Below are 20426 nucleotides of genomic sequence, written 5' to 3'. Positions count from 1 at the left end.
TCCGTTCATATTTGGTTTGTTGCAGCAGCCGGCTAGACTCCGGCGATGAACGCGCCGATTCGCGACCTTCCGATTGATTCCGCCGCGCTGTTCGCAGCGCTGGTGGCTGTGTTGCCGAAAGGCGCATTGCTGACCACGACCGAGCAGATGCGGCCTTACGAATGCGATGGCCTGTCGATGTACCGGCGGCTGCCCTTGTGCGTGGCGCTGCCGATCGATGAAGCTCAGGTCACCGCCGTGCTGCGCATCTGTCATTCGCGCAGCGTGCCGGTCGTCGCGCGTGGTCATGGCACCGGGCTGGCCGGTGGTGCGTTGCCGGAAGAAGGCGGTGTGCTGCTGTCGCTTGCGCGCTTGAATCGCATCGTCGAACTGGACCCGCTGGCGCGCATCGCGCGAGTACAGCCCGGCGTCCGCAACCTCGCGATCAGCGAAGCCGCGGCGCCGCACGGTTTGTACTACGCGCCCGATCCGTCGAGCCAGATCGCCTGCTCGATTGGCGGCAACGTCGCCGAGAACTCCGGTGGCGTGCATTGCCTGAAGTACGGCCTGACCGTGCACAACGTCGTCGCCGCGCGCTTGGCTATGGCCGATGGCGAACTGCTGGAACTCGGCGGCGAAGCACCGGATGCGCCGGGCTATGACCTGATGGCGCTGCTGGTCGGCTCCGAAGGTCTGCTCGGCGTGGTCACCGAAGTCACCGTCAAGCTGCTGCCGCGTCCGCAACTGGCGCGCGTGGTGATGGCCTGCTTCGCCAGCGTCGAGCAGGCCGGGCAGGGCGTCGCCGCGATCATCGCCGCCGGCATCATTCCGGCCGGGCTGGAGATGATGGACAAGCTCGCGATCGCCGCGGTCGAGGATTTCGTCCATGCCGGCTATCCGCTCGACGCCGAAGCGATCCTGCTTGCTGAAAGCGACGGCACGCCGGAAGAAGTGGCGCACGAGATCGAGCAGATCGAAGCGGTGCTCTTGGCGAGCGGCGCAACCGCGATGCGCACCTCGAAGGACGAGACCGAACGTCTCAAGCTCTGGGCCGGACGCAAGGCCGCGTTCCCGGCCGTGGGCCGGATCACGCCGGACTACTACTGCATGGATGGCACCATTCCGCGCCGCTATCTCGGCGAGGTGCTGCGCAAGATCGCCGATCACTCCGCCGAGTTCGGGCTGCTGTGCGCCAACGTGTTTCACGCTGGCGACGGCAATCTGCATCCGCTGATCTTCTACGACGCCAACAAGCCCGGCGATATCGAGAAGGCCGAAGCCTTCGGCAATCGCATCCTCGATCTGAGTGTGGCCGTTGGCGGCACGATCACCGGCGAACATGGCGTCGGTGTCGAGAAGATCGACGCAATGTGCACGCAGTTCCGCTCGGTCGAACTCGAAGCCTTTCACGCGGTGAAAGCAGCCTTCGATCCGCGCGGTTTGCTCAATCCGGGCAAGGCCGTGCCGACGCTGCATCGTTGTGCGGAGATGGGCCGCATGCACGTGCATGCCGGCCAGACGCCGCATCCCGAACTGCCGCGCTTCTGACGAATGTCGGATTTCATCGAACAGGCGCAGGCACGTATCCGGGAAGCGCAGGCCGCCAACACGCCGCTGCGCATTCGCGGTGGCGGCACCAAGGATTTCTACGGCTCTTCCAGTGACGGCGAACTGCTGGACACCCGCGCGCACAGCGGCGTGATCGCTTACGACCCGAGCGAACTGGTGCTGACCGTGAAGGCGGGAACGCGGCTCGCCGAAGTCGAAGCGACGCTGGCCGCGTCCGGCCAGTGCCTGCCGTTCGAGCCGCCGCATTTCGGTGCCGGTGCGACGGTCGGCGGCTGCGTCGCCAGCGGCCTGTCCGGGCCGCGTCGGCCGTATGCCGGTGCGGTGCGCGACTACCTGCTCGGCGTTACCTTGATCGATGGTCGCGGCGAATGCCTGCGCTTCGGTGGCCAGGTGATGAAGAACGTCGCCGGCTTCGACACCTTCCGCCTGCAGGCCGGCGCGATGGGCACCCTGGGTCTGATCACCGAGGTCAGTTTCAAGGTGCTGCCGACGCCGGAAGCCGACGAGACGCGAGTGTTCGAGTGCGACGCACAGTCGGCGATCGCGACGATGAATCGCCTGGCCGGCCAGCCGTTGCCGCTGGCAGGCGCGATCCATCACCAGGGTCGTCTGAAGCTGCGACTGGCCGGCAATCCGGCTGCCGTGCGGGCCGCGGTCGCCAAGCTCGGTGGCGAACCGCTGCCGGATGCGACGGCCTTCTGGACCGTGCTGCGCGAGCAGAAGCATCCGTTCTTCGCCGGCGATGCGCCGCTGTGGCGCCTTGCGGTCAAGCCGACGAGCCTGCCCCTGGCGAGTGACGACATCGACGAGCTGATCGACTGGGGCGGCGGCCAGCGCTGGCTGCGCACGGCGCGTTCTGCAGACGATCTGCGAACGCTGGCCACTGCCTGCGGTGGCCATGCAACGGCATTCAGACTCGCGGCATCTGTCGATGCCTTCCAGCTGCCGGCTCCTGCCGTGATGGCGCTGCATCGCCGACTGAAGGCGACCTTCGACCCGGCCGGCATCCTCAACCGCGGCCGGCTCTATCCGGACTTCTGATGCAGACCCCAGATGCAAACTAACCTGGCTGACTTCATCCGCGACACCCCGCAAGGCCAGGAAGCCGACAGCATCCTGCGCGCCTGCGTGCACTGCGGTTTCTGCAACGCGACCTGCCCGACCTACCAGTTGCTCGGTGACGAACTGGACGGCCCGCGCGGCCGCATCTACCAGATCAAGTCAGTGCTTGAAGGCGCGCCGGTCACCGAGGAAACCCGCGATCACCTCGATCGTTGCCTGACTTGCCGATCCTGCGAATCGACCTGCCCGAGCGGCGTGCAGTACGGGCGGCTGGTCGACATCGGCCGCGAAGTCGTCGAAGCCAAGGTGCCACGCAGCCTGCCGGCGCGGGCGCTGCGCTGGCTGCTGCGCCAGGTGCTGTCGCATCCGGCGCGCTTCGCTTTCCTGCTCGGCCTGGGCCGCTTGTTCCGGCCGTTGCTGCCGCGCGTCTTGAAGGACGTCGTGCCGCTCGCGCGTCCGGCCGGAACCTGGCCTGCGCCGCGTCATCCACGCCGCATTGTCATCGCCGGGGGCTGCGTGCAGCCCTCGCTGGCGCCGGACATCGACAGCGCTGCCGCGCGCGTGCTCGATGCCATCGGCATCAGCGCCGAATCTGTTTCGATCGGCTGCTGCGGCGCCGTTTCCTATCACTTGAACGCGCAGGCCGAAGGGCTGGATACGGCGCGCCTCGCCATCGACCGGCTTTGCGCCGCGCTTGATGCCGGCGCCGAGGGCATCGTCGTCAGCGCCAGCGGCTGTGCGAGTTTCGTCGTCGAGTACGCGCATCACCTGTCAGGCGATCCGGCCTATGCGGTGAAAGCCACGCAAGTCACCTCCGCACTGATCGACCTGACCAGCCTGCTGAGCCGCGAAGCCGCCGCCTTTGATCGGGCCCTGGCCCATTCACTGGCGCGTTCACCGGCGAAGCCGGAGGCGATCGCCTTCCACTCGCCCTGCACCCTGCAGCACGGCATGAAGAACAAGGGCAATGTCGAGCGCCTGCTGACCGTCGCCGGCTTCCGCACCACGGTGGTTGCCGATTCGCATCTCTGTTGCGGCTCGGCGGGTACGTATTCGATGCTGCAGCCAGCGCTGTCGGCAACGCTCAAGGCCAACAAGCTGGCGGCACTCGAAGCCGGTGGTCCAAGCCGCATCGCGACCGCGAACATCGGCTGCCTGACGCATCTGGCGGGCGGGGCGAAGCGGCCTGTGGAGCATTGGATCGAGCTGATCGCCGAGCGCCTCGGCGTCTGAAACTCAGGCGACGCCGGGCAGCTTGGTCCGCGGTGGCAGATGCCCCGCCTTGAACCAGATCCTGCAGCCTGCGCGCGAAAACGGCGTGTGCGCGGAACCGGGTGGCACGCGATACCAGGTACCGGCCGGATAGTCGCCGAGCTCGTCCGACAGCACGCCCTGCAGTACCAGCACTTCCTCGCCGCCGCCATGGGCGTGGAACAGCGAGGCGCAGCCGGGCGCGAAGTCGATCAGCTTGACCACCTCGTCACCAAACTGATGAAGCAGGATTTCCTGCTGGCAGGGCACGCGGCCCGGCTTCCATTCAACCGTGCTGGTGTCGATTGCGAACTGCGCCGTGTCGCCGTTCTCGAACTGCCAGAGCTTGACCAGGATCGTGCAGCCCTGCGAAGAGCGCGGGATGTGTCGCGAACCTTTCGGATTGCGCACATAGGTGCCGGCCGGATAGGCCGCGTGCTCGTCCTCGAACACGCCTTCGAGCACGTAGAACTCTTCGCCGCCGCCGTGGGTGTGCGCCGCGAAGCGGGAGCCTGGCGCGTAGCGGACCAGGCTGGTTGCCCGCGCCACTTCGTCACCATCGCGATCGAGCCGCTTGCGCTCCACGCCGGCTTCCGGCGATGGCGTCCAGTCCATCGCCGTGGTGTCGATGACGACGCGCTGCGTGTAATCGGTATTGAGCTTCATCGAGACGACCTCGATCAGGGCTGGGCGAGAGCCTTGGCGATGATGCCGAACACCTTGCGGTCGACGACCATGCCGAGGTGCGAGCACTGCACTTCGATGTGCTTGACGTGGCGGTTGTGGCGGTCGATACAGGCGCCCCAGTTGACGATGCCGTCGTGGCGGTCGTACAGCGCGGTGACCGGCACCGAGATCAGCTTGCCGGTTTCGCGGGCATCGGCGGCCAGCGCCGAGCGGTCAAGGTCCAGGCCCTTTTTCTGGTAGCTGCGACCCACCGCGGTGAACTTGGCGCCGCCGATCACCGGCGAGCCGAGCGTTACCACCTGATCGACCCATTGCGGATATTCGCGGGCGATCTCGCGGGCCATTGCGCCGCCGAGGCTCCAGCCGACCAGCTTGACCTTGGCGCCCCGGCTGTCGGCGAAGCGCTGCAGGCGCTCGACCAGCAGCGGCTGCAGTCGTTTCAGGTTGCCGGTGTTGCGGCCCAGGCCCCAGCTGATCGCGTGATAGCCGAGCGCTCTCAGGCGCCGGGTCAGCAGTGAAACGGCCAGATCATCGGCGGCGAAGCCCGGCAGCACCATCACCGGCTCGCCATGGCCGCGCGGCAGCTCGGCGGCGAACGGGCGCGGCAGTAAGCTGCCGACCAGTTCCGGCACCACGCGCAGTTCCCAGAGCATCAGCTTGCGCGCCGGCATCATCAGCTTGCGATCGGGTGTGTTCATCGTCAGCGTTCCTTGTGCTGGGATCGTGCTTACAGCCGGCGCCAGCGCTGGCCGTCCTTCGAGTCTTCTACCAGTACCCCGCGCGCTTTCAGATCGTCGCGGATGCGGTCGGCTTCCTTGTAGTCCTTCGCGGCTTTCGCGGCGACGCGGGCCGCAAGCGCCGCTTCGATCTCGGTTTCGCTCGGGCCTGTCGATTCGCTGCCGGACGACTGGCTGAACCATTCGCCCGGGTTCTGCTGCAGCAGGCCGAGCAGCGCGCCGGCATCCTTGATCTGGGCGACCAGCGTCGCTTTCTCCGCCGCATCGCTCGCCTTGTTCAGCGCCCGTGCCAGTTCGAACAGTTCGGCCAGCGCGGCCGGCGTGTTGATGTCGTCTTCCAGTGCTGCGATGAACGCCTCCGGCGCCTTGGCCTCGGATGCTGGGACATCGCCGGCATCGCGCAGCGCGCCGTACAGGCGATCGAGCTTGCGGCGGGCATCGGCGAGGGCTTCGTCGTTCCAGTCCAGCGGCTGGCGGTAATGGCCGGTCAGCAGCGCGAGGCGCACGGCTTCGCCCGGCGCGGCTTTGAGGATTTCGCGGATCAGCAGCACGTTGCCGACCGACTTGGACATCTTCTCGCTGTCCATGGTCAGGAAACCGTTGTGCAGCCAGTAGCGTGCGAAGGTCTTGCCGTCGTGCGCGGCGGTGCTCTGGGCGCGCTCGTTCTCGTGATGCGGGAAGACCAGATCGTGGCCGCCGCCGTGGATGTCAATGGTGTCGCCGAGCAGCGCTTCGGCCATCGCCGAGCACTCGATATGCCAGCCCGGACGGCCGCGGCCCCACGGTGATTCCCAGCCCGGTTGATCCTGTGTCGACGGCTTCCACAACACGAAATCGCCCGGGTCCTTCTTGTAAGGTGCCACTTCCACGCGGGCACCGGCGATCATTTCGCGGCGGTCGCGCTTCGACAGTTCGCCGTAGCCGGCATAGCGGGTGACGTTGAACAGCACGTGACCTTCGGCGGCGTAGGCCGAGCCATTGGCGATCAGGCGCTCGACCATCGAGATGATGTGCGCGAGGTGTTCGGTGACCTTCGGTTCGTAGGTCGGCCGGGCGACGCCGAGCGCGTCGAGATCCTCGTGATAGATGTCGGTGTAGCGCTCGGTGATGACCTTGATCGCCACGCCCTCCTTCGCTGCCGCCGCGTTGATCTTGTCGTCGATGTCGGTGATGTTGCGGGTGTAGTCCACGCGCGGATAACGGCGGCGCAGCACCCGCGCCAGCACGTCGAAGACCACTGCCGGACGGGCGTTGCCGATGTGCGCGAACGAATACACCGTGGGCCCGCAGACGTACATCGTCACCCGCTCGGGGTTCAGCGGCGCGAAATCTTCCTTGCGGCCGGACAGCGTGTTGTGCAGTTGCATGAGGGCTCGATTGGCGAAGGCGGCGGCGCGATAGCGGCGCGAAAACCGCGCAAGGATAGCTTCGCGACGGGGCGGTTGCAGGCGAGTCCTCCCGGCCCATTCCATGCGAGCGACAATGACGCCATTCCGCTCCAGACGCTCATGACCCTCGATACCTGGCTGGCCTTCTTCGTTGCTGCCTGGCTGATCTGCCTGTCACCCGGACCGGGCGTGCTGTCCTGCGTCACGGCCGGGCTGAATCACGGCTTCCGTGCCGCGCTGTGGAACATCGTCGGGCTGCAGGCGGGTGCGACGGTGACTCTGATCGTGGTCGGTGTCGGGCTGGGTGCGGTGCTGGCCACCTCGCCGATCCTGTTCACCGCGATCAAGTGGTTCGGCGCCGGCTATCTGGTTTATCTGGGCATCAAGCAGTGGCGCTCGGCGAGCGCGCCGCTGCGACTGCCAGCTGCCGAGTTGTCGCGGGTTACCCGGACCAACGTGCCGCGGGCCCTGTTCCTGCGCGGCCTGATCGTCAATTCGACGAATCCCAAAGGCATCCTGTTCACGGCGTCGGTGCTGCCACAGTTCATCGACCCGGCGGCACCTCAGCTGATCCAGTTCGTGATCGTCTGGTGCACGCTGCTGTTCACCGATGTCTGCTGCATGTGCGGCTACACCGCGCTGGGCGTGCAGGCGCTCGGCTTCCTGCAGAACCCGGTTGCCGCTCGCTGGACCAACCGCGTGTTCGGCGCCTTGTTCATCGCCGCCGGCATCGGCCTGGCGGTGTTCAAGCACGGAGCTTGATCGCGGACAAAAAAAAGACCGCCGTGGCGGTCTCCTTTCGCAGCTCAGACGAGCTTAGTTCTTGCGATCTTCGCGACGTTCCTGGCGATTTTCCTGCCGCTCTTTGCGGTTGTCCTGGCGCTTTTCCTGACGGTCGCCACGATTTTCCTGGCGCTTGTCGGTGCGCTCGGCACGGTTTTCTTGACGATCCTTGGTGCGGTCTTCGCGGTTGTCCTGACGCTTTTCCTGACGGTCAGCGCGATTGTCCTGGCGCTTCTCCTGACGTTCCGAAGCCTTCTCGGCTGGCGTTTCGTCGGCACTGACGTGAACAGTGGTCAGCGCAAAGGCGGCAGCGGCGAGGATCGTGGCAATCGATTTATGGTTCATGGTCTCTTCTCCTGAGGGCGGTAATGCGATAGCGCTGCGGCACTTTTATTAGGCTGATGAATGTGCCGCTGCGACCAAACCTACTCTAGCCTTCCCGCATGAACGCCCGCTGACCGGTCGTCAGCCGCCGGATATCTAGTCTTTCGAGCCGGTAGTCACTTCCGGGCGCCGCCCGTAGCGGGTCATCAGGTCCAGCGTGTGGATGTCCTGCACGCCCTTGGCTCGGTTTTCGAAGAAGAACTTCAGGCCGTGCCAGATGGTCGGGAAGGCGATGTCGTCCCAGGGAATTTCCTCTTCGCTCATCAGTCGCGTTTCCGAGCTTTCCGGCGTCACGCCGTGATGCGGGGAGCGCATGGTGCCGTGATAGATCATGTAGATCTGCGATACGTACGGCACGTTGATAACCGCCAGCAGGCCGGTGATGTCGACCTCGGCTTGTGATTCCTCCAGCGTTTCGCGCGCCGCGCCCTGGGCCGAGGTTTCGTCCATTTCCAGGAAGCCGGCCGGGAACGTCCACAGGCCCAGGCGCGGTTCGATGTTGCGGCGGCACATCAGCACCTTGCCTTCCCAGATCGGCACGCAGCCGGAGACGACCTTGGGATTGCGGTAGTGCACCGTGCCGCAAGACGGGCAGACGGCGCGCGGCAGATGGTCGCCAGGCGGAATCAGCTGGTCCACGGCATGGCCGCAGTCGGAACAGAATTTCATGCGGAAGGGCAGGGTGCGCGACGCGAAACGGCGTCTGAGGAGAGCGTAGCAGAGGAGTCCTGGCTCTGGCCCTGCAAAGATGGACTTTGAACGGGGCGCCGCTCGGCGGGGTCACTGCTGCATCACCCACACAAGGATTTTCCGATGAATCGTCTTGTCCTGCCCTTGCTGGCCAGTCTGGGTCTTGTCGCCAGTTCTGCGGTATTCGCGGCCGAGCAGCCCGTGGAAAAGCCGAACTACAAGCTGGTGACCGTAGCCGAAGGTCTCGAATTCCCGTGGAGCCTCGCCTTCCTCCCGGATGGCCGGATGCTGGTCACCGAGCGGCCGGGGCGGTTGCGCATCGTGACCGCCGAGGGTCGCCTGTCGCCGCCGGTGACCGGTGTGCCGGCCGTGTTCGCGGAACGCCAGGGCGGCTTGCTCGACGTGGTGCTCGATCCGCAGTTCGCCAGCAATGCGCGCGTCTACCTGTCCTACGCGGAAGCGGATGCGGCCGGTCTGGCTGGCACGGCTGTGGCGCGCGGCAAGCTGGTGGGCAATGCGCTGACCGAGGTCGAAGTGATCTACCGGCAGACGCCGAAATCCGAAGGCGGCCTGCACTTCGGCTCGCGGCTGGCGTTTGCGCCGGACGGCAAGCTGTTCATCACCCAGGGCGATCGCTACCTGATGAAGGACATGGCGCAGACGCTCGACAACGATTTCGGCAAGGTCGTCCGCATCAATCCGGATGGCTCGATCCCGACCGATAACCCATTCGTCCGCACCGCCGGCGCGCGTCCGGAAATCTGGTCCTACGGCCATCGCAACATGCAGGGCGCGGCGATCCATCCGCAGACCGGCAAGCTGTGGACGCACGAACACGGCGCGATGGGCGGCGACGAGATCAACCTCGACGAAGCCGGCAAGAACTACGGCTGGCCGGTAATCACCTGGGGCGTCAACTACGACGGCAAGCCGATCGGCATCGGCACCACGAAGGAAGGCATGGAGCAGCCGCTGCTGTACTGGAAGCCATCGATCGCACCGAGCGGCATGGCCTTCTATACCGGCGACAAGTTCGCAGACTGGCGCGGCAACCTGTTCGTCGGCTCGATGAAGTTCGCCTACCTGAACCGCATCGAGCTCGACGGCACCACGGTCAAGGCCGAGCACAAGCTGCTCACCGAAGTGAACGAGCGCATCCGCAGCGTCCGCCAGGGGCCGGACGGCTACCTCTACGTCACCACGGACACGCCGAAGGGACGAGTGCTACGCCTGGAACCCGGCTGAGGTAGGGTGGGCAGGCTTCATCTGCCCACGCGGGCACTGCGGTCTGGCGGCTGCTAATCGGTGGGCAGGTACAGCTTGCCCACCCTACAGCCCGAGATCGCTCAACGACGGGTGATCGTCGGGCCGCCTGCCGGACGGCCAGCGGAACAGGCGGTCAGCGTCGCCGATCTCCAGGTCGTTGATGCTGGCATGGCGCAGTGCCATCAGACCGTTGGCGTCGAACTTCCAGTTCTCGTTGCCATAGCTGCGATGCCAGTGGCCGACGTGGTCATGCCATTCGTAAGCGAAGCGCACAGCGATGCGGTTATCGCCGAAAGCCCACAGTTCCTTGATCAGCCGGTAGTCCCGTTCCTTCACCCATTTGCGTTCCAGGAACTCGACGATCTGCCCGCGGCCGACCAGAAACTCGTTGCGATTACGCCAGCGGCTGTCCGGCGTATAGGCCAGCGATACGCGTACCGGATCCTTCGAATTCCAGGCGTCTTCGGCCAGGCGCACTTTTTTCGTCGCGTCCTCCAGCGAGAACGGTGGCAGTGGCGGGCGGGGTTCGATTGCAGTCATCGGGTCGGGTCTCCTCAGTGGATTAGTGCTGCACGACTGGCTGGCCTTCGAAGGACGCCAGTTTCGCTTTCAATTGCTCGATCTCGTCGAGCAGCGGCTGGACCTGTTCAGCAGTGAAACGCGGCGTGATGTGCTGCGGGCAGTTCCAGTCCACGGCTTCGACGTCGAAGATCACCGCACGTTCGATCTGGGCGGGATAGCCCGGGGTCTCGATGCTGGCGATCAGCGCCGGGTCGTCGGCCGCTTCGACGATACGCGCACGCGCCCAGATCTTCAGCCGCCGGCGCTTGGCGTAATCCATCAGGAAGAGTGACACGCGAGGGTCGGCGACGATATTGCCGGCGCTCAGGTACTGAACATTGCCGCGAAAGTCCGCGAAGCCCAGCGTCTTCTCGTCGATCACCCGAAGAAAGCCCTTCGGCCCGCCGCGATGCTGCACGTACGGCCAGCCGGCCCGGCCCTCGGCTTCGGTGCCGTGGCTGGCGAGATAGAAGCTGTCGCGTTCGGCGATGAACTGCGCTTCGCGCACCGTGATCCGGTCGCGATGATCGTCGCTGGTCTCGAAGCCCTGGTTCTGCTCGCGGCTGCCATAGCGGCGCTGCGCATCGCGCACGCTGTCGGTGAAGGTCAGTTCTGAAAATCGGCGGGCCATGGAAGTCTCCGGTGTGGATGAGCGAGCCACTGCAGGCTAATCCGTTACTCGTGCGACTAGAATCCATGCCATCCAAACAAGTTTGTTTCAGAAATCGAAACAATGGACCCCATCCATGAACCGCCTCCACGAGATGACCGTGTTCCAGGCCGTGGCCGATGCCGGCGGCTTCTCGGCGGCTGCGCGGCGGCTGGCCTTGTCGACGCCAGCCGTCACCCGCGCGATCGCATCGCTGGAAGAACGGCTCGGCGCGCGCCTGCTGCACCGGACCACGCGGCAGATGCAGCTGACCGAAGCCGGCGAGCGCTATCTCGGCGATTGCCGGCGCCTGCTCGCTGAAATCGACGAGGCCGATCGTGCCGCCGCCGGCCTGCACGCCGAGCCGCGCGGCCAGCTGCTGGTCACCGCATCGGCGCTGTTCGGGCGGCTGCACGTCGCGCCAGCGCTGTTCGGCCTGCTGGCGCTGCACCGGCAGCTGACGGTGCGCACGCTGTTCGTCGATCGTGTCGTCAATCTGTCCGAAGAAGGTGTGGACCTCGCGGTGCGCATCGGCGAGTTGCCGGACTCCTCGCTGCGCGCGGTGGGCGTCGGCCATGTGCGGCGAGTGCTGGTCGCGGCACCGGCTTATCTCGCCCAATACGGCCGGCCCGTTGCGCTCGCGGATCTGGCCAACCACGCCACGATCGGCTTCACCGGGCTGTCGGTGCCGAACGACTGGCGCTTTCAGGTCGATGGTCAGCAACGGCAGGTGCCAATCAGCCCGCAGTTGATCACCCAGTCCGCCGAGGTCGCGCTCGATGCCGCCATCGCCGGTCTCGGCCTGGTTCGTCTGCTGAGCTATCAGGCCGATGCCGCGGTGCATGACGGCCGGCTGGAAATCCTGCTGCCGGCGTTCGAGCCGCCGCCGCTGCCGGTGCACGTGCTGCATCACGAAGGCCAGCGGGTATCGGCCAAGGTGCGTGCCGGCTTCGATCATCTGGTCGCAGCACTCCGCGCCAACCCGGTGCTGCAGCTGCTAGTCCACCGAACCGGTGAGTTCGCCCCCTGATGGGCGTACGAATTGGGATGCGATGCAAGGAAGAAAGCACAGCAATAGTTGTTCTATTGCGAGCATTTCTGACGCTGCAGCGCGCCCAAGGCGTGCGTCCAGCAGGGGGTGGAATCTCATGGGTGCGGTGGACTAACCCGATCAGGTTGCCGAGCGGCGGCCGTTGTCCATCACCAGCTCGCGCTCCGGCCAGCGCATTGCCGACAGCCTGCCGCTGAAGCCGGTAGTCACGCCCTCGGCACGCTCAGCGAAGCGCAGGCCCACGCAGTGATCCACGCAGAACGCATTGCCGCTCCGCCCCAGCCAGACATCGTCCGGCACGTCCTTGAACAGGCCGTGGATGCCGCCCTTGTGCGCAGGCTGGGCGACGCCGCTCGGCGTGCGCCAGTAGTGGCCGAAGATCACCGCGACCGGATCGTCGTACTGCTGCCACCAGCGCGTGCGCCCCAGCAGACGCCACTTGCTGGTCGACCAGAACGGTTCGGCCGCCGGCAGCTCGATGCCCGAGGTCAGTACCCGTACCGGATTGCCGTTCTGCTGCCGCGCCTCGCGTTGCGCGAACAGCGGCAACAGTTCCGGCTGGACCTCGCGCTGCGACATCAGGGCGTGATAACGCCGGCCCTGCTCGGCACAGAGCGGATCGGCATCCAGCGCCTGCAGCTCGGCACGCAGCACCGCTTCAGCCTCGATGTACAGCGCCACCGCGTTGCCCGCCTTCGAAGTGCGCACCGCCTGCAGCGCCGCCGCGTCCGGACAAGCGTGAACGATGCGCAGATCCGCACGCTCCAGCACCAGCGGCAGGCTCAGCAGGAAATGGATGATGTCCGCGCGTGTCTCGACATCCGCCGGCCGGCAACCGGCAAAGCGCGGATCGGCGTGGTCCTGATGCCAGTCCTCATCGAAGAACCAGCCATTGCCCTCGCGCGGCTCATCGCGCAGCAGATTCATCTCGTGATTGCCGAGCACGCACTGCGCGCGCCCCGCTGCGATCCAAGCCTGCACCCGCCGAATCACCTCGATGCTGTCCGGCCCGCGATCGCAAAGATCACCCACGAAAACCAGCCGCCGCCCCTCCGGATGCCGCGCCTTGGCGTCGTAACCGAGTTCGTGCAGCAACGCATCGAGCGCTTCCACTTCGCCATGGACATCGCCGATGACGTCGAGCGGGCCGGTGGCCAGCGGTTGGATCAATCCTCGTTGTTTCAAGACTGGTTCTTTCTTGTAAGTACTAGCGTCCAAGCGGAACCACTGGTCATAGCTCTGGCTACCCTGGGTCCAAGCAACCAGACATACGTGACTGCGACCACGACGCATGCTCCAAGCAGTGGATGAACGTGGCCAGCCGAGACTTGGACCCAAGCAGCAAAAGCACCCGCTGCTGAAACGCCGACGAGCAACAGCAGTACGGCCAAAGCGTTCAGTCGGACCAAGGTAAAGGCAAACAAGATCGTCGCGAGCGCCAACGGCATCCCGATGCCGCGGTGATGGCCTCGATAGTCAGTGACGGCAAATACATAAAGCCAGCCCGCGCCAAGACAAGCTATGCCGAAAGCTGCCAACCAGATCGCGCTCTTCTGAAGTGATGTCCACATGATGAATCTTCACGCTCAGATTCAGACGACACCGTGCGGTAGCGCAGTGTATGAAACCGCTGCTTGCCTTCAGCTATCGCCGAAGACGGTCGGCTGGAAGGGAAAGGTCAGGTTGACTCACCGAACCGCCGAGACTTTGAAGTGCGGGTTCTCGATGATGCCCAGCCGATTGCCGAACGGGTCCTTGACCGCAGCCACCTTGATGCCTTCTCCAACTTCCGTGACAGGCTCAAGCTCCGTTGCACCAAGCACAACGAGGCGTTGGAACTCCTCACTGACGTTTTGGACGCCCCACAAAGCTTGTGGGCCGCTGGTACCTGGCACGCCGTCCGGGATCAGGCCAAGTTCAAAGCCGCCTACAGAAAAGCCCACATAGAAGGGCTGATCGAAGTACGGCTTGATTCCCAGTACCTGCTCGTACCAGTTCTTGGCCTTGGTGAGCTCGGCGACTGGGTAGATCGTTGTGCGCAAACCGAGAAGCATGTTGATCTCCGCGTGATGCTGGATTTGATCGTGGGCATTACGAGATGCTGCGGCACAACCCAAGCAACCTAACGACCTAGCTAACGCGCAGGCCGGCTTTATGGCCCCGTCGCGTTGAGCGCCCGTTACGCCTCGCTGCATATCGGGGCAATTGGATCACGGTACCTCAGCAACTTTGTAGCCGCAGGCCTTAAGTTCTCTGAGCACCTCAAGCTTCCACGCTCCGGCCCCGTCTAAGGAGACATAGACAACTCCACTGATATCGTTTGGAGTTTCAATATCGCCCTGAACTAGTGCGCAGACGTTCTCCCGCCCGAGCTTTGCCATTAGGTATCCGTGCTCGAATACGACGTTCTGTCGGGCCCGGTTCTTCGGAGGAATCTTAGTCTCATAGACGCCGCGACCATGATCGCAAGCTGTGTACAGAACTAGAGCAAAATCTGCATCATTCGCGTAGTGCTCGATCTTCTCGATGATTGTCATTCCAGCGCTCGCCTGCTCGTGCAGGACGATGGTTTCGATTCCTTGGCGCTCGATGAAGCGACTGACTTCTTGCTTGACTTCGTTGTTGCGGCCGTGAACGATAAAAACCTTACGCTTATTTCGCGTAACCGAAGATTCTTTCTGCCGCTTCCGTACGTTCGTTGAGTTCTGAAGCAATTTCAGGTCATTAAATTCGAGGGCGTCAAGCAGGGGTGTGAACTGCTCGGATAAATAAGTTCGACGTTCCGCATACGATTTGAATTTCGGTTGGATGAAGCCCCAGAACGAGTCCAGGTTTCGATGCGTCTTCACCCAGGCCGGAAGTCCGTCTGCGACTGCCTGGTTCGAAAGTAGCTGATGTCTGAGGGTCTCGTACTCGCTTGATTCAGCAGGATTTCCTGTTGCATGCGCAACAAGCATGTTGAGCAGGTAGCTCACCTTCTCGAAGTCAGTCTTCAGGAATTCGATGCTCATATGCTGGCGGCGGTTGTTTGACGCTCAATCGTCGCATGGAGCTGAAGATTGGACGTCATCTTACCCATTGAACGCCTCGCTCAACTGAGGCCGAAGTTGAAGGACTGCGATCAGGATGGCGGTGGAAGACCCAATTAGCTGTGAGCTTTGCTCCGGATCAGCTAAATACCGGCCCTGAAATTTTCCACCGTGAAATAAATTGCTCCTAACGCGACAGATGTAGACAAACAAGTCTTTTGCATCGCTACCCCGGCTCGCTGGCGCGGCGGACCAGACTAATTTGTCTCCCTCCAAATCTTGTCTGTTGGGCGGCTGCTGAAGCAGATAGGCGCGCGCCTCTTTGATGTTCTTTTCTGACATTGCCATTAGATCGGAGGCCACGTCATCTGCGAGCTGATTCCAGTCAGCCTCCACCGCACCAGATTTTCGGGCTTGCCGAATGCCAGCGGCTTTCATTGCGTATTCAAAGCGAGCAAACAAGGTGAAGAATGCTCGGCACTCTTCGATATCAAAGCGTCTTGGAGGCTGCATGACCATCTCCATGTGACGTCCAACGCCAATTAGCTACAAAATGTCGCATAGCCCGGCCGAAGCAGTATTAGGCATCGTCCTGTCGATTGATCCGAGACCGTCGCCGCGTCGAGTCCCAATGGGTTTCGATAGGGAATACAGACTCACCGACGCTTCTCGAGAATGACTGTACGGCAGAGCCATCAAAGACGACATGCGTTCCCCTCGGCCATCGCAACTGCTGACCAGATAGGCCGGTAGATCGGGTCCTACAGGCACTATAGTTTTTGAATGCTCCGCGCCGGGAACGGGTTCAAGCGATTCTTCGGAGCGCGCGCCGGCTAGCGGCATGGATAACTTCCCGTCGTTTTGAAAGTTGCCCAGCCTGCTGCCCACGAATATCCAGAGATACAGGCAACCGGAGCGGGAAAACGCCGGAGGCGCTTTTTCAAGTCCTTGATTCCGGGAGCCGAGGGGCTTGGTGCAAGCCCCGCACAAAAACCGGTGTAAGGAGGGCATCAAACTAGGCTCCGAATCGCCCTATCCGTCGCGTTTTCTCTGTTTAATATTGTCAGCATACCCCCAAAAGTACCCCCAACAATAACCAGTACTCCTTGATCGGCGTACGATCCGATACTGTGCGCCGATCTAGCCATGTAGCAGTGAAGCCGGGCAATGATGCGCTTCGTCCTGTCATTGGCTCAGTTCAGGAACTCCTGGGGCTTCTCGCTTAGTTGATCAAGTATTACCGCGCTAGACGTCCGGAGAACGGCACGTGAGGCGATCGGCTAAGAACTCGCGGCTTGATAACGTGAGGGCCGGTCTGTACCAATAACGGTCGTTCGCAGAATCAAATATGCGGAGCTGCCACCGACCCATAACCAACATCGATCTCTGCAAATCTTCGGCCCGTATCAGCCACTCGCTGAATGACTGCTTCGGCTTCTCTATCGGCTTCCATCCCAGTAATAACGGTGTCGAGCGAAGTCGAGAAGTCCGTAAAGTTCAGGGACGTCTTTCACGGAGGCAAGCAGTTCGTCATCTAGTAGGCGCTTGCCCCAAGTCTTCGCGATACGCATCCGTTGAGTTGCGAGCGCTGTAGCGAACTCAGTCGCGGCTTCGCCGCGCTCTAACCGATGATGCTGAAAGACTCTCCGCAAGATACGGCTCATATCGGCGCTCAGTTCCGGCGAGGATTCAAAGTCCAATTCCGAAGGGTAGGCCGCTCTAAGCAGCGAGGCTTGGATTACACCGTCGTTGTAGCGGGTAAAACATTCGGGGGAAAGAACGACGTGCCCATAGGCACTCGATCGCAACTGAAGATCCTCGGCAATAAAGCTGTTCTCACGAGCATTTTGTAACGTAGCAGAAATCAGCGCGTAGACGAGAGCTTGGTCGGTTAATTCGTGGGGGTTGTCGAGGAATACGAAGTCGCGTCTGAGAACCAGAGGCGCACCTGATGTAGTGCTATGTAATCGAGGGGTTGAGCCAGCCGTCCCGGTATCGCTAATAGCCTTGAACCTCGCCTCCGCCCATGTGGCAAATGGCCGGTCGACCTGCTCTTCCAAAAGGTGGAGCAACAGCGCCCGTTCCTCGTCCCAAGAAGACATACCGTCAGAATGGCCAGCGGCCATCGAAAACCAAGTCTCCACGGCATAGTCCCATGACTTTGGACCCTTTCGCAGATTTGCTTCGGTCGTTTTGTAGGCGGAGCTACTGATCGGAAGCGCGACGCCGATTAGGAATGTACGTGGAGATTTTGGCGCGAACAATCGAAGGTCGCGGCTTATCGATGCGAGTTGTGTCCCTGACCGTACCACAGCGGACACGATGAGCACACCATGATCGGTCGACATCGGTGTCTTGCCGCCAAGATCCGATGCATTGATAAGACCATCGGGCTTCGGCAGGCCCATTTGCTCAATCTGTCTTTCGCAGAAGGACGCCATGTCTGCGGACACTGGATCATCGGCATGAACAATCCACTTGGTCGTTCCGGGAACGCTCCAGCGCAGACGTTGATTGACCCACTCCTTGAACGAGTCCACCAACATCAACGCAGCGCCGTCGATGGCAAGTGCACGCGGTTGATCCGCGCCCGGAGCCGCAAAGTCCAATGCGAACATTTTCTGGACTCCGAACAGCCCAACTTTGCGCTTTAGATCCGCGACAGCGTGTTTTAGGGATAAGACTACGGCTCGGGGTGGGCTTGCAGTCGAACCAAAGAACTCGCCAGCCAACTGAACACGAGCTGCGCCAGGTCTCCCCTTGTCTCTGCCACGTACATTTACGTTGAAAAGGGTCTGTACATTGATGAGAACATGGCTGTCGTCACGATGATCTTCTACATCCAGGCACGTAACGATGCGATTTCCGGGACAACGTGCGTGCGTTGCGAATCGTTTGGCAAGCGCTCCGCTTGTTGAGGCCGATATTAGGCAAAGAATCTTTTCAGGCATCTCGGGCCTGAGTGCTTCTATGCCGGTGTATGAATGAAAGCTCTGAACGGAAGGAGCAACGTACCGACCCGCACTCTGCGCAAATGCAACAACCGCTCGTGCCAATGGTTGCATCGACATCGTATCTATATAGATAGTCCGGACCCCATCGAGCTGCTTCCCAATCTTCTGAAGGACCGCAATTCCGACGAACACGATCTCAGCCTCAGATTGAAGAAGATCGGCTGCGAGAAGAAAGATATCGAGGACATCACCGGACGGTTTCACAAACACACATCCGGCAGGTGCATGCTTCAGAACATTGTGATTTACGGCGATGTGATGGAGGCCCTCCTGAATAGCTCGCTTAAATGCCTCTTCTATCTGTGATTCTGTGAGAGGCTGGATTCCACCCAAGGATTCGGCCTTCCCGACAAGGCCGTACCCATTAATACCGACCAAAACTCGTGCCCAGATGGTCGGCCCACGTTGCAGGGCAGTTTTAAGTGACGCGTCGGAGTGGCACTGCTTCATTACCTCGTCAAAGCTTGCTAATGGCACTAGAATGAAAATGTCGTCGGGGAGGACTTCGCTCTCTAATGTTGACTCTAGCGTTGCGGTCAAGTCATCCGCTTCAAATCGCTGGAAGCCCTGAGATACAACCAGCACCTCGCGATTGTGCGTGTCGCCAGCAAGCGCAAATGACGCGCGGAAGTTAAAGAATCGGGACACGCTATGCCCTGATCGGAAGAATGATGCTTATCAGTAGTCCTTCGACTGGCGCCAACACGGGATGTTGTTCATCCCAGTGCCAAAGTTCGAAATCACTGTCGGACTCGTTCCCGGAAAAATGGCGATACAGGCAATAGCGCCCGGTTCTGATTCTGATCATGCCGCGAAGCGAGCGCAGCATGCGCCAGGTGAACGTTAGACCAGCACCAGACGATCTAGAATCCTTGGTAGTTATACCGAAGCGGAAGCATTGAGTGGTCGCGGCCAACTCCTCTTCGGGTGTCATCTCTGAGAACTCTCTTCCGAGTTGGCGACGTGCCAGTCCGGGTCCCGCGTCGAAAATAGAAAGCTCAAATGCCCGTAGGCTCTTTCTAGAGTCGGTCGTCCTGACTCGTTGCTGAAGATACTGCGTTAGCGAAGGGCGCCCTGCCGTAAAGTGGGAAATGAAATCGAAGTCAACGTCTGAGTATCGGGCAAGCATGCCGCGAACATTGCGCTTGTACTGATTTTTCTTGGCATCCGTTGTTGCATGAGCATCAGTATTCTTCATCAACTCGTAACAAAGTTCACCCATGACTGCGGGGTCGCGTGGCCCGAAGAAATCGCGATCTGCCGTCGGAACGACAGTCTGAAAGATAAGACGGAGGAGCGAAGAAAACTCTGAACGGCTCCTAATCGAAGCAGCCGTACGATTGCTATATAGAGGAAATAGATACTCACGCTTTGCAGCCTTCACACAGATCAAGCTGATGGAACGGCCTTTCGCCGAGTCTGTCAGTCGATCTCCGCCAGCATCCATTGCCTCAATGAAAGGTATTGCCGCGGCGAGTGCTACTTGGCGAGAAAATGCAGTTCCGTGCTTGTCTAGTATTTGGGCCGCCATGATAAGGCCGACAAGCCCGTGGGCCTCAGCGCATACGTTACCCAGCGTTTCATCTAGCAGTTCGGGGTCAACGTATGTTCGTAGCGCCCCTTCAGGGTGCGCACGTGCCCACGATAGGACCAGCTGAACGAGAGCCGCTTCGGCTCCGAGCGCACCTCTGTACTTAGGCGGATTGCTTGGAACCTGCAGGACGTCGGCGCCGTCCTTCGAGTTTGCAAGCGCCAACACCTCGAATTCGTCAAGCGAGAAATCTTTTGTAACGCTCAGCATGGATTGCTCGTCGTAACCCGTTCTTGGCGGACTGAGCCTACCACTAAAGAGCGCCGCATTTGGGTCACGCTGCGAGTTCGTGGACGGATATGTGCTCGCGGGCCGGCTTGGTTCTCCGGGGAATCCAGGTGCCGGAAGCTGACGCCTGTCAGCGCTTCCTCTGGCCGGCCGGATACGCGAAGCGAGTCGAACGCGAACATCCGTTTGGGGCTGAGGCTGTGTGAAAACGCGTCGGAATAGATTATGTCGGTGAGCTGGCGCGATCGAAAGTTCGAGATTGTCCTGTCCTTTCGTCAATTTGGTGCGACGGCAAAGGTTGAAAAATCGGGCGCAACCTCACGCCCTGATCATTCCGATCAGTTGCTTCGTTCCGAAGATGTTCAGTGCCCGTGTCAGGTTGTAGGCCAGCACATGCAGGCTCATCTCGGTACTGACGCGAGGCAGGGTTCTGGTCAGGAAGTGTGTCGCGCCCATCCGGGCTTTCAGCGTGGCAAAAGGATGCTCCACCGTCTGCCGTCGTATCCG

20 protein-coding genes are annotated in these 20426 nt (G+C 61.9%); 6 read left to right on the top strand and 14 right to left on the bottom strand.

Annotated elements, in window-relative coordinates:
* Nucleotides 1-45 precede the first annotated feature (45 nt).
* Genes G513_RS0106900 through glcF form a run of 3 tightly spaced genes read left to right on the top strand, consistent with a single transcriptional unit; the run spans nucleotide 46 to nucleotide 3843 of the window.
* On the top strand, nucleotides 46-1527 hold the full coding sequence (locus tag G513_RS0106900) for an FAD-linked oxidase C-terminal domain-containing protein (protein WP_022976093.1): 1482 nt from the start codon (nucleotides 46-48) through the stop codon (nucleotides 1525-1527).
* Nucleotides 1528-1530: 3 nt separating this feature from the next.
* Nucleotides 1531-2589: a glycolate oxidase subunit GlcE gene (gene glcE, locus G513_RS0106895; RefSeq protein ID WP_022976092.1), complete on the top strand. Its 1059-nt coding sequence runs from the start codon at nucleotides 1531-1533 to the stop codon at nucleotides 2587-2589.
* 12 nt (nucleotides 2590-2601) lie between these two features.
* Complete coding sequence (gene glcF / locus G513_RS0106890) at nucleotides 2602-3843, top strand: glycolate oxidase subunit GlcF (RefSeq protein WP_028475233.1); 1242 nt, start codon at nucleotides 2602-2604, stop codon at nucleotides 3841-3843.
* A gap of 3 nt (nucleotides 3844-3846) precedes the next feature.
* On the opposite strand, the gene G513_RS0106885 is transcribed toward glcF, so the two are convergent.
* The 3 genes from G513_RS0106885 to cysS are packed head-to-tail and all read right to left on the bottom strand — an operon-like array spanning nucleotide 3847 to nucleotide 6652.
* Nucleotides 3847-4527: a cupin domain-containing protein gene (locus tag G513_RS0106885; RefSeq protein ID WP_022976089.1), complete on the bottom strand. Its 681-nt coding sequence runs from the start codon at nucleotides 4525-4527 to the stop codon at nucleotides 3847-3849.
* A 14-nt stretch (nucleotides 4528-4541) separates the two neighbouring features.
* Nucleotides 4542-5246, bottom strand: a complete 705-nt coding sequence (locus tag G513_RS21820) for an esterase/lipase family protein (protein ID WP_022976088.1) — start codon at nucleotides 5244-5246, stop codon at nucleotides 4542-4544.
* Between the two features lie 29 nt (nucleotides 5247-5275).
* Nucleotides 5276-6652: a cysteine--tRNA ligase gene (cysS, locus tag G513_RS0106875; protein ID WP_022976087.1), complete on the bottom strand. Its 1377-nt coding sequence runs from the start codon at nucleotides 6650-6652 to the stop codon at nucleotides 5276-5278.
* 141 nt (nucleotides 6653-6793) lie between these two features.
* On the opposite strand from cysS, the gene G513_RS0106870 reads away from it, so the two are divergent.
* Complete coding sequence (locus G513_RS0106870; RefSeq protein WP_022976086.1) at nucleotides 6794-7435, top strand: LysE family transporter; 642 nt, start codon at nucleotides 6794-6796, stop codon at nucleotides 7433-7435.
* Between the two features lie 54 nt (nucleotides 7436-7489).
* On the opposite strand, the gene G513_RS24760 is transcribed toward G513_RS0106870, so the two are convergent.
* Nucleotides 7490-7801 (bottom strand): hypothetical protein, encoded by a 312-nt coding sequence (locus G513_RS24760; protein ID WP_028475232.1) that lies wholly within the window; start codon nucleotides 7799-7801, stop codon nucleotides 7490-7492.
* Nucleotides 7802-7936: 135 nt separating this feature from the next.
* On the bottom strand, nucleotides 7937-8509 hold the full coding sequence (locus G513_RS21810) for an NUDIX hydrolase (RefSeq protein ID WP_033417396.1): 573 nt from the start codon (nucleotides 8507-8509) through the stop codon (nucleotides 7937-7939).
* Nucleotides 8510-8653: 144 nt separating this feature from the next.
* Here G513_RS21810 and G513_RS0106855 point away from each other — a divergent pair, with 144 nt between their 5' ends.
* A complete protein-coding gene (locus tag G513_RS0106855) occupies nucleotides 8654-9775 on the top strand; it encodes a PQQ-dependent sugar dehydrogenase (RefSeq protein WP_022976085.1) in 1122 nt (373 codons plus the stop codon).
* A gap of 84 nt (nucleotides 9776-9859) precedes the next feature.
* Here the strand turns inward: G513_RS0106855 and G513_RS0106850 are convergent, their stop codons facing one another.
* Together G513_RS0106850 and G513_RS0106845 are read right to left on the bottom strand one after the other, a co-directional pair.
* Complete coding sequence (locus G513_RS0106850; protein WP_022976084.1) at nucleotides 9860-10336, bottom strand: nuclear transport factor 2 family protein; 477 nt, start codon at nucleotides 10334-10336, stop codon at nucleotides 9860-9862.
* Nucleotides 10337-10358: 22 nt separating this feature from the next.
* Nucleotides 10359-10988: a pyridoxamine 5'-phosphate oxidase family protein gene (locus G513_RS0106845; protein ID WP_022976083.1), complete on the bottom strand. Its 630-nt coding sequence runs from the start codon at nucleotides 10986-10988 to the stop codon at nucleotides 10359-10361.
* 115 nt (nucleotides 10989-11103) lie between these two features.
* Here G513_RS0106845 and G513_RS21805 point away from each other — a divergent pair, with 115 nt between their 5' ends.
* Nucleotides 11104-12036 (top strand): LysR family transcriptional regulator, encoded by a 933-nt coding sequence (locus tag G513_RS21805; protein ID WP_022976082.1) that lies wholly within the window; start codon nucleotides 11104-11106, stop codon nucleotides 12034-12036.
* A gap of 141 nt (nucleotides 12037-12177) precedes the next feature.
* On the opposite strand, the gene G513_RS0106835 is transcribed toward G513_RS21805, so the two are convergent.
* From G513_RS0106835 to G513_RS21795, 7 genes are all read right to left on the bottom strand, one after another.
* On the bottom strand, nucleotides 12178-13227 hold the full coding sequence (locus G513_RS0106835) for a metallophosphoesterase (protein ID WP_022976081.1): 1050 nt from the start codon (nucleotides 13225-13227) through the stop codon (nucleotides 12178-12180).
* Between the two features lie 518 nt (nucleotides 13228-13745).
* Complete coding sequence (locus tag G513_RS0106830) at nucleotides 13746-14111, bottom strand: VOC family protein (protein ID WP_022976080.1); 366 nt, start codon at nucleotides 14109-14111, stop codon at nucleotides 13746-13748.
* Nucleotides 14112-14267: 156 nt separating this feature from the next.
* Nucleotides 14268-15068, bottom strand: a complete 801-nt coding sequence (locus G513_RS0106825; RefSeq protein WP_022976079.1) for a TIR domain-containing protein — start codon at nucleotides 15066-15068, stop codon at nucleotides 14268-14270.
* 60 nt (nucleotides 15069-15128) lie between these two features.
* The gene (locus tag G513_RS24755; protein ID WP_156891468.1) at nucleotides 15129-15599 is read right to left on the bottom strand and encodes a hypothetical protein; all 471 of its coding nucleotides are present in this window, start codon (nucleotides 15597-15599) and stop codon (nucleotides 15129-15131) included.
* Nucleotides 15600-16525: 926 nt separating this feature from the next.
* Nucleotides 16526-18748: a hypothetical protein gene (locus G513_RS0106815; protein ID WP_022976077.1), complete on the bottom strand. Its 2223-nt coding sequence runs from the start codon at nucleotides 18746-18748 to the stop codon at nucleotides 16526-16528.
* Between the two features lies 1 nt (nucleotide 18749).
* A complete protein-coding gene (locus G513_RS0106810; protein WP_022976076.1) occupies nucleotides 18750-19901 on the bottom strand; it encodes a hypothetical protein in 1152 nt (383 codons plus the stop codon).
* A gap of 336 nt (nucleotides 19902-20237) precedes the next feature.
* The coding region (locus G513_RS21795; RefSeq protein WP_022976075.1) for a transposase at nucleotides 20238-20426 on the bottom strand (189 nt) is incomplete at its 5' end.

The sequence above is a fragment of the Nevskia ramosa DSM 11499 genome, from assembly GCF_000420645.1.
In the GTDB taxonomy this organism is placed as follows: Bacteria; Pseudomonadota; Gammaproteobacteria; order Nevskiales; family Nevskiaceae; genus Nevskia; species Nevskia ramosa.
Note: the sequence above shows the minus strand (reverse complement) of the source record. Positions and strands in the feature narration are given on the sequence as shown.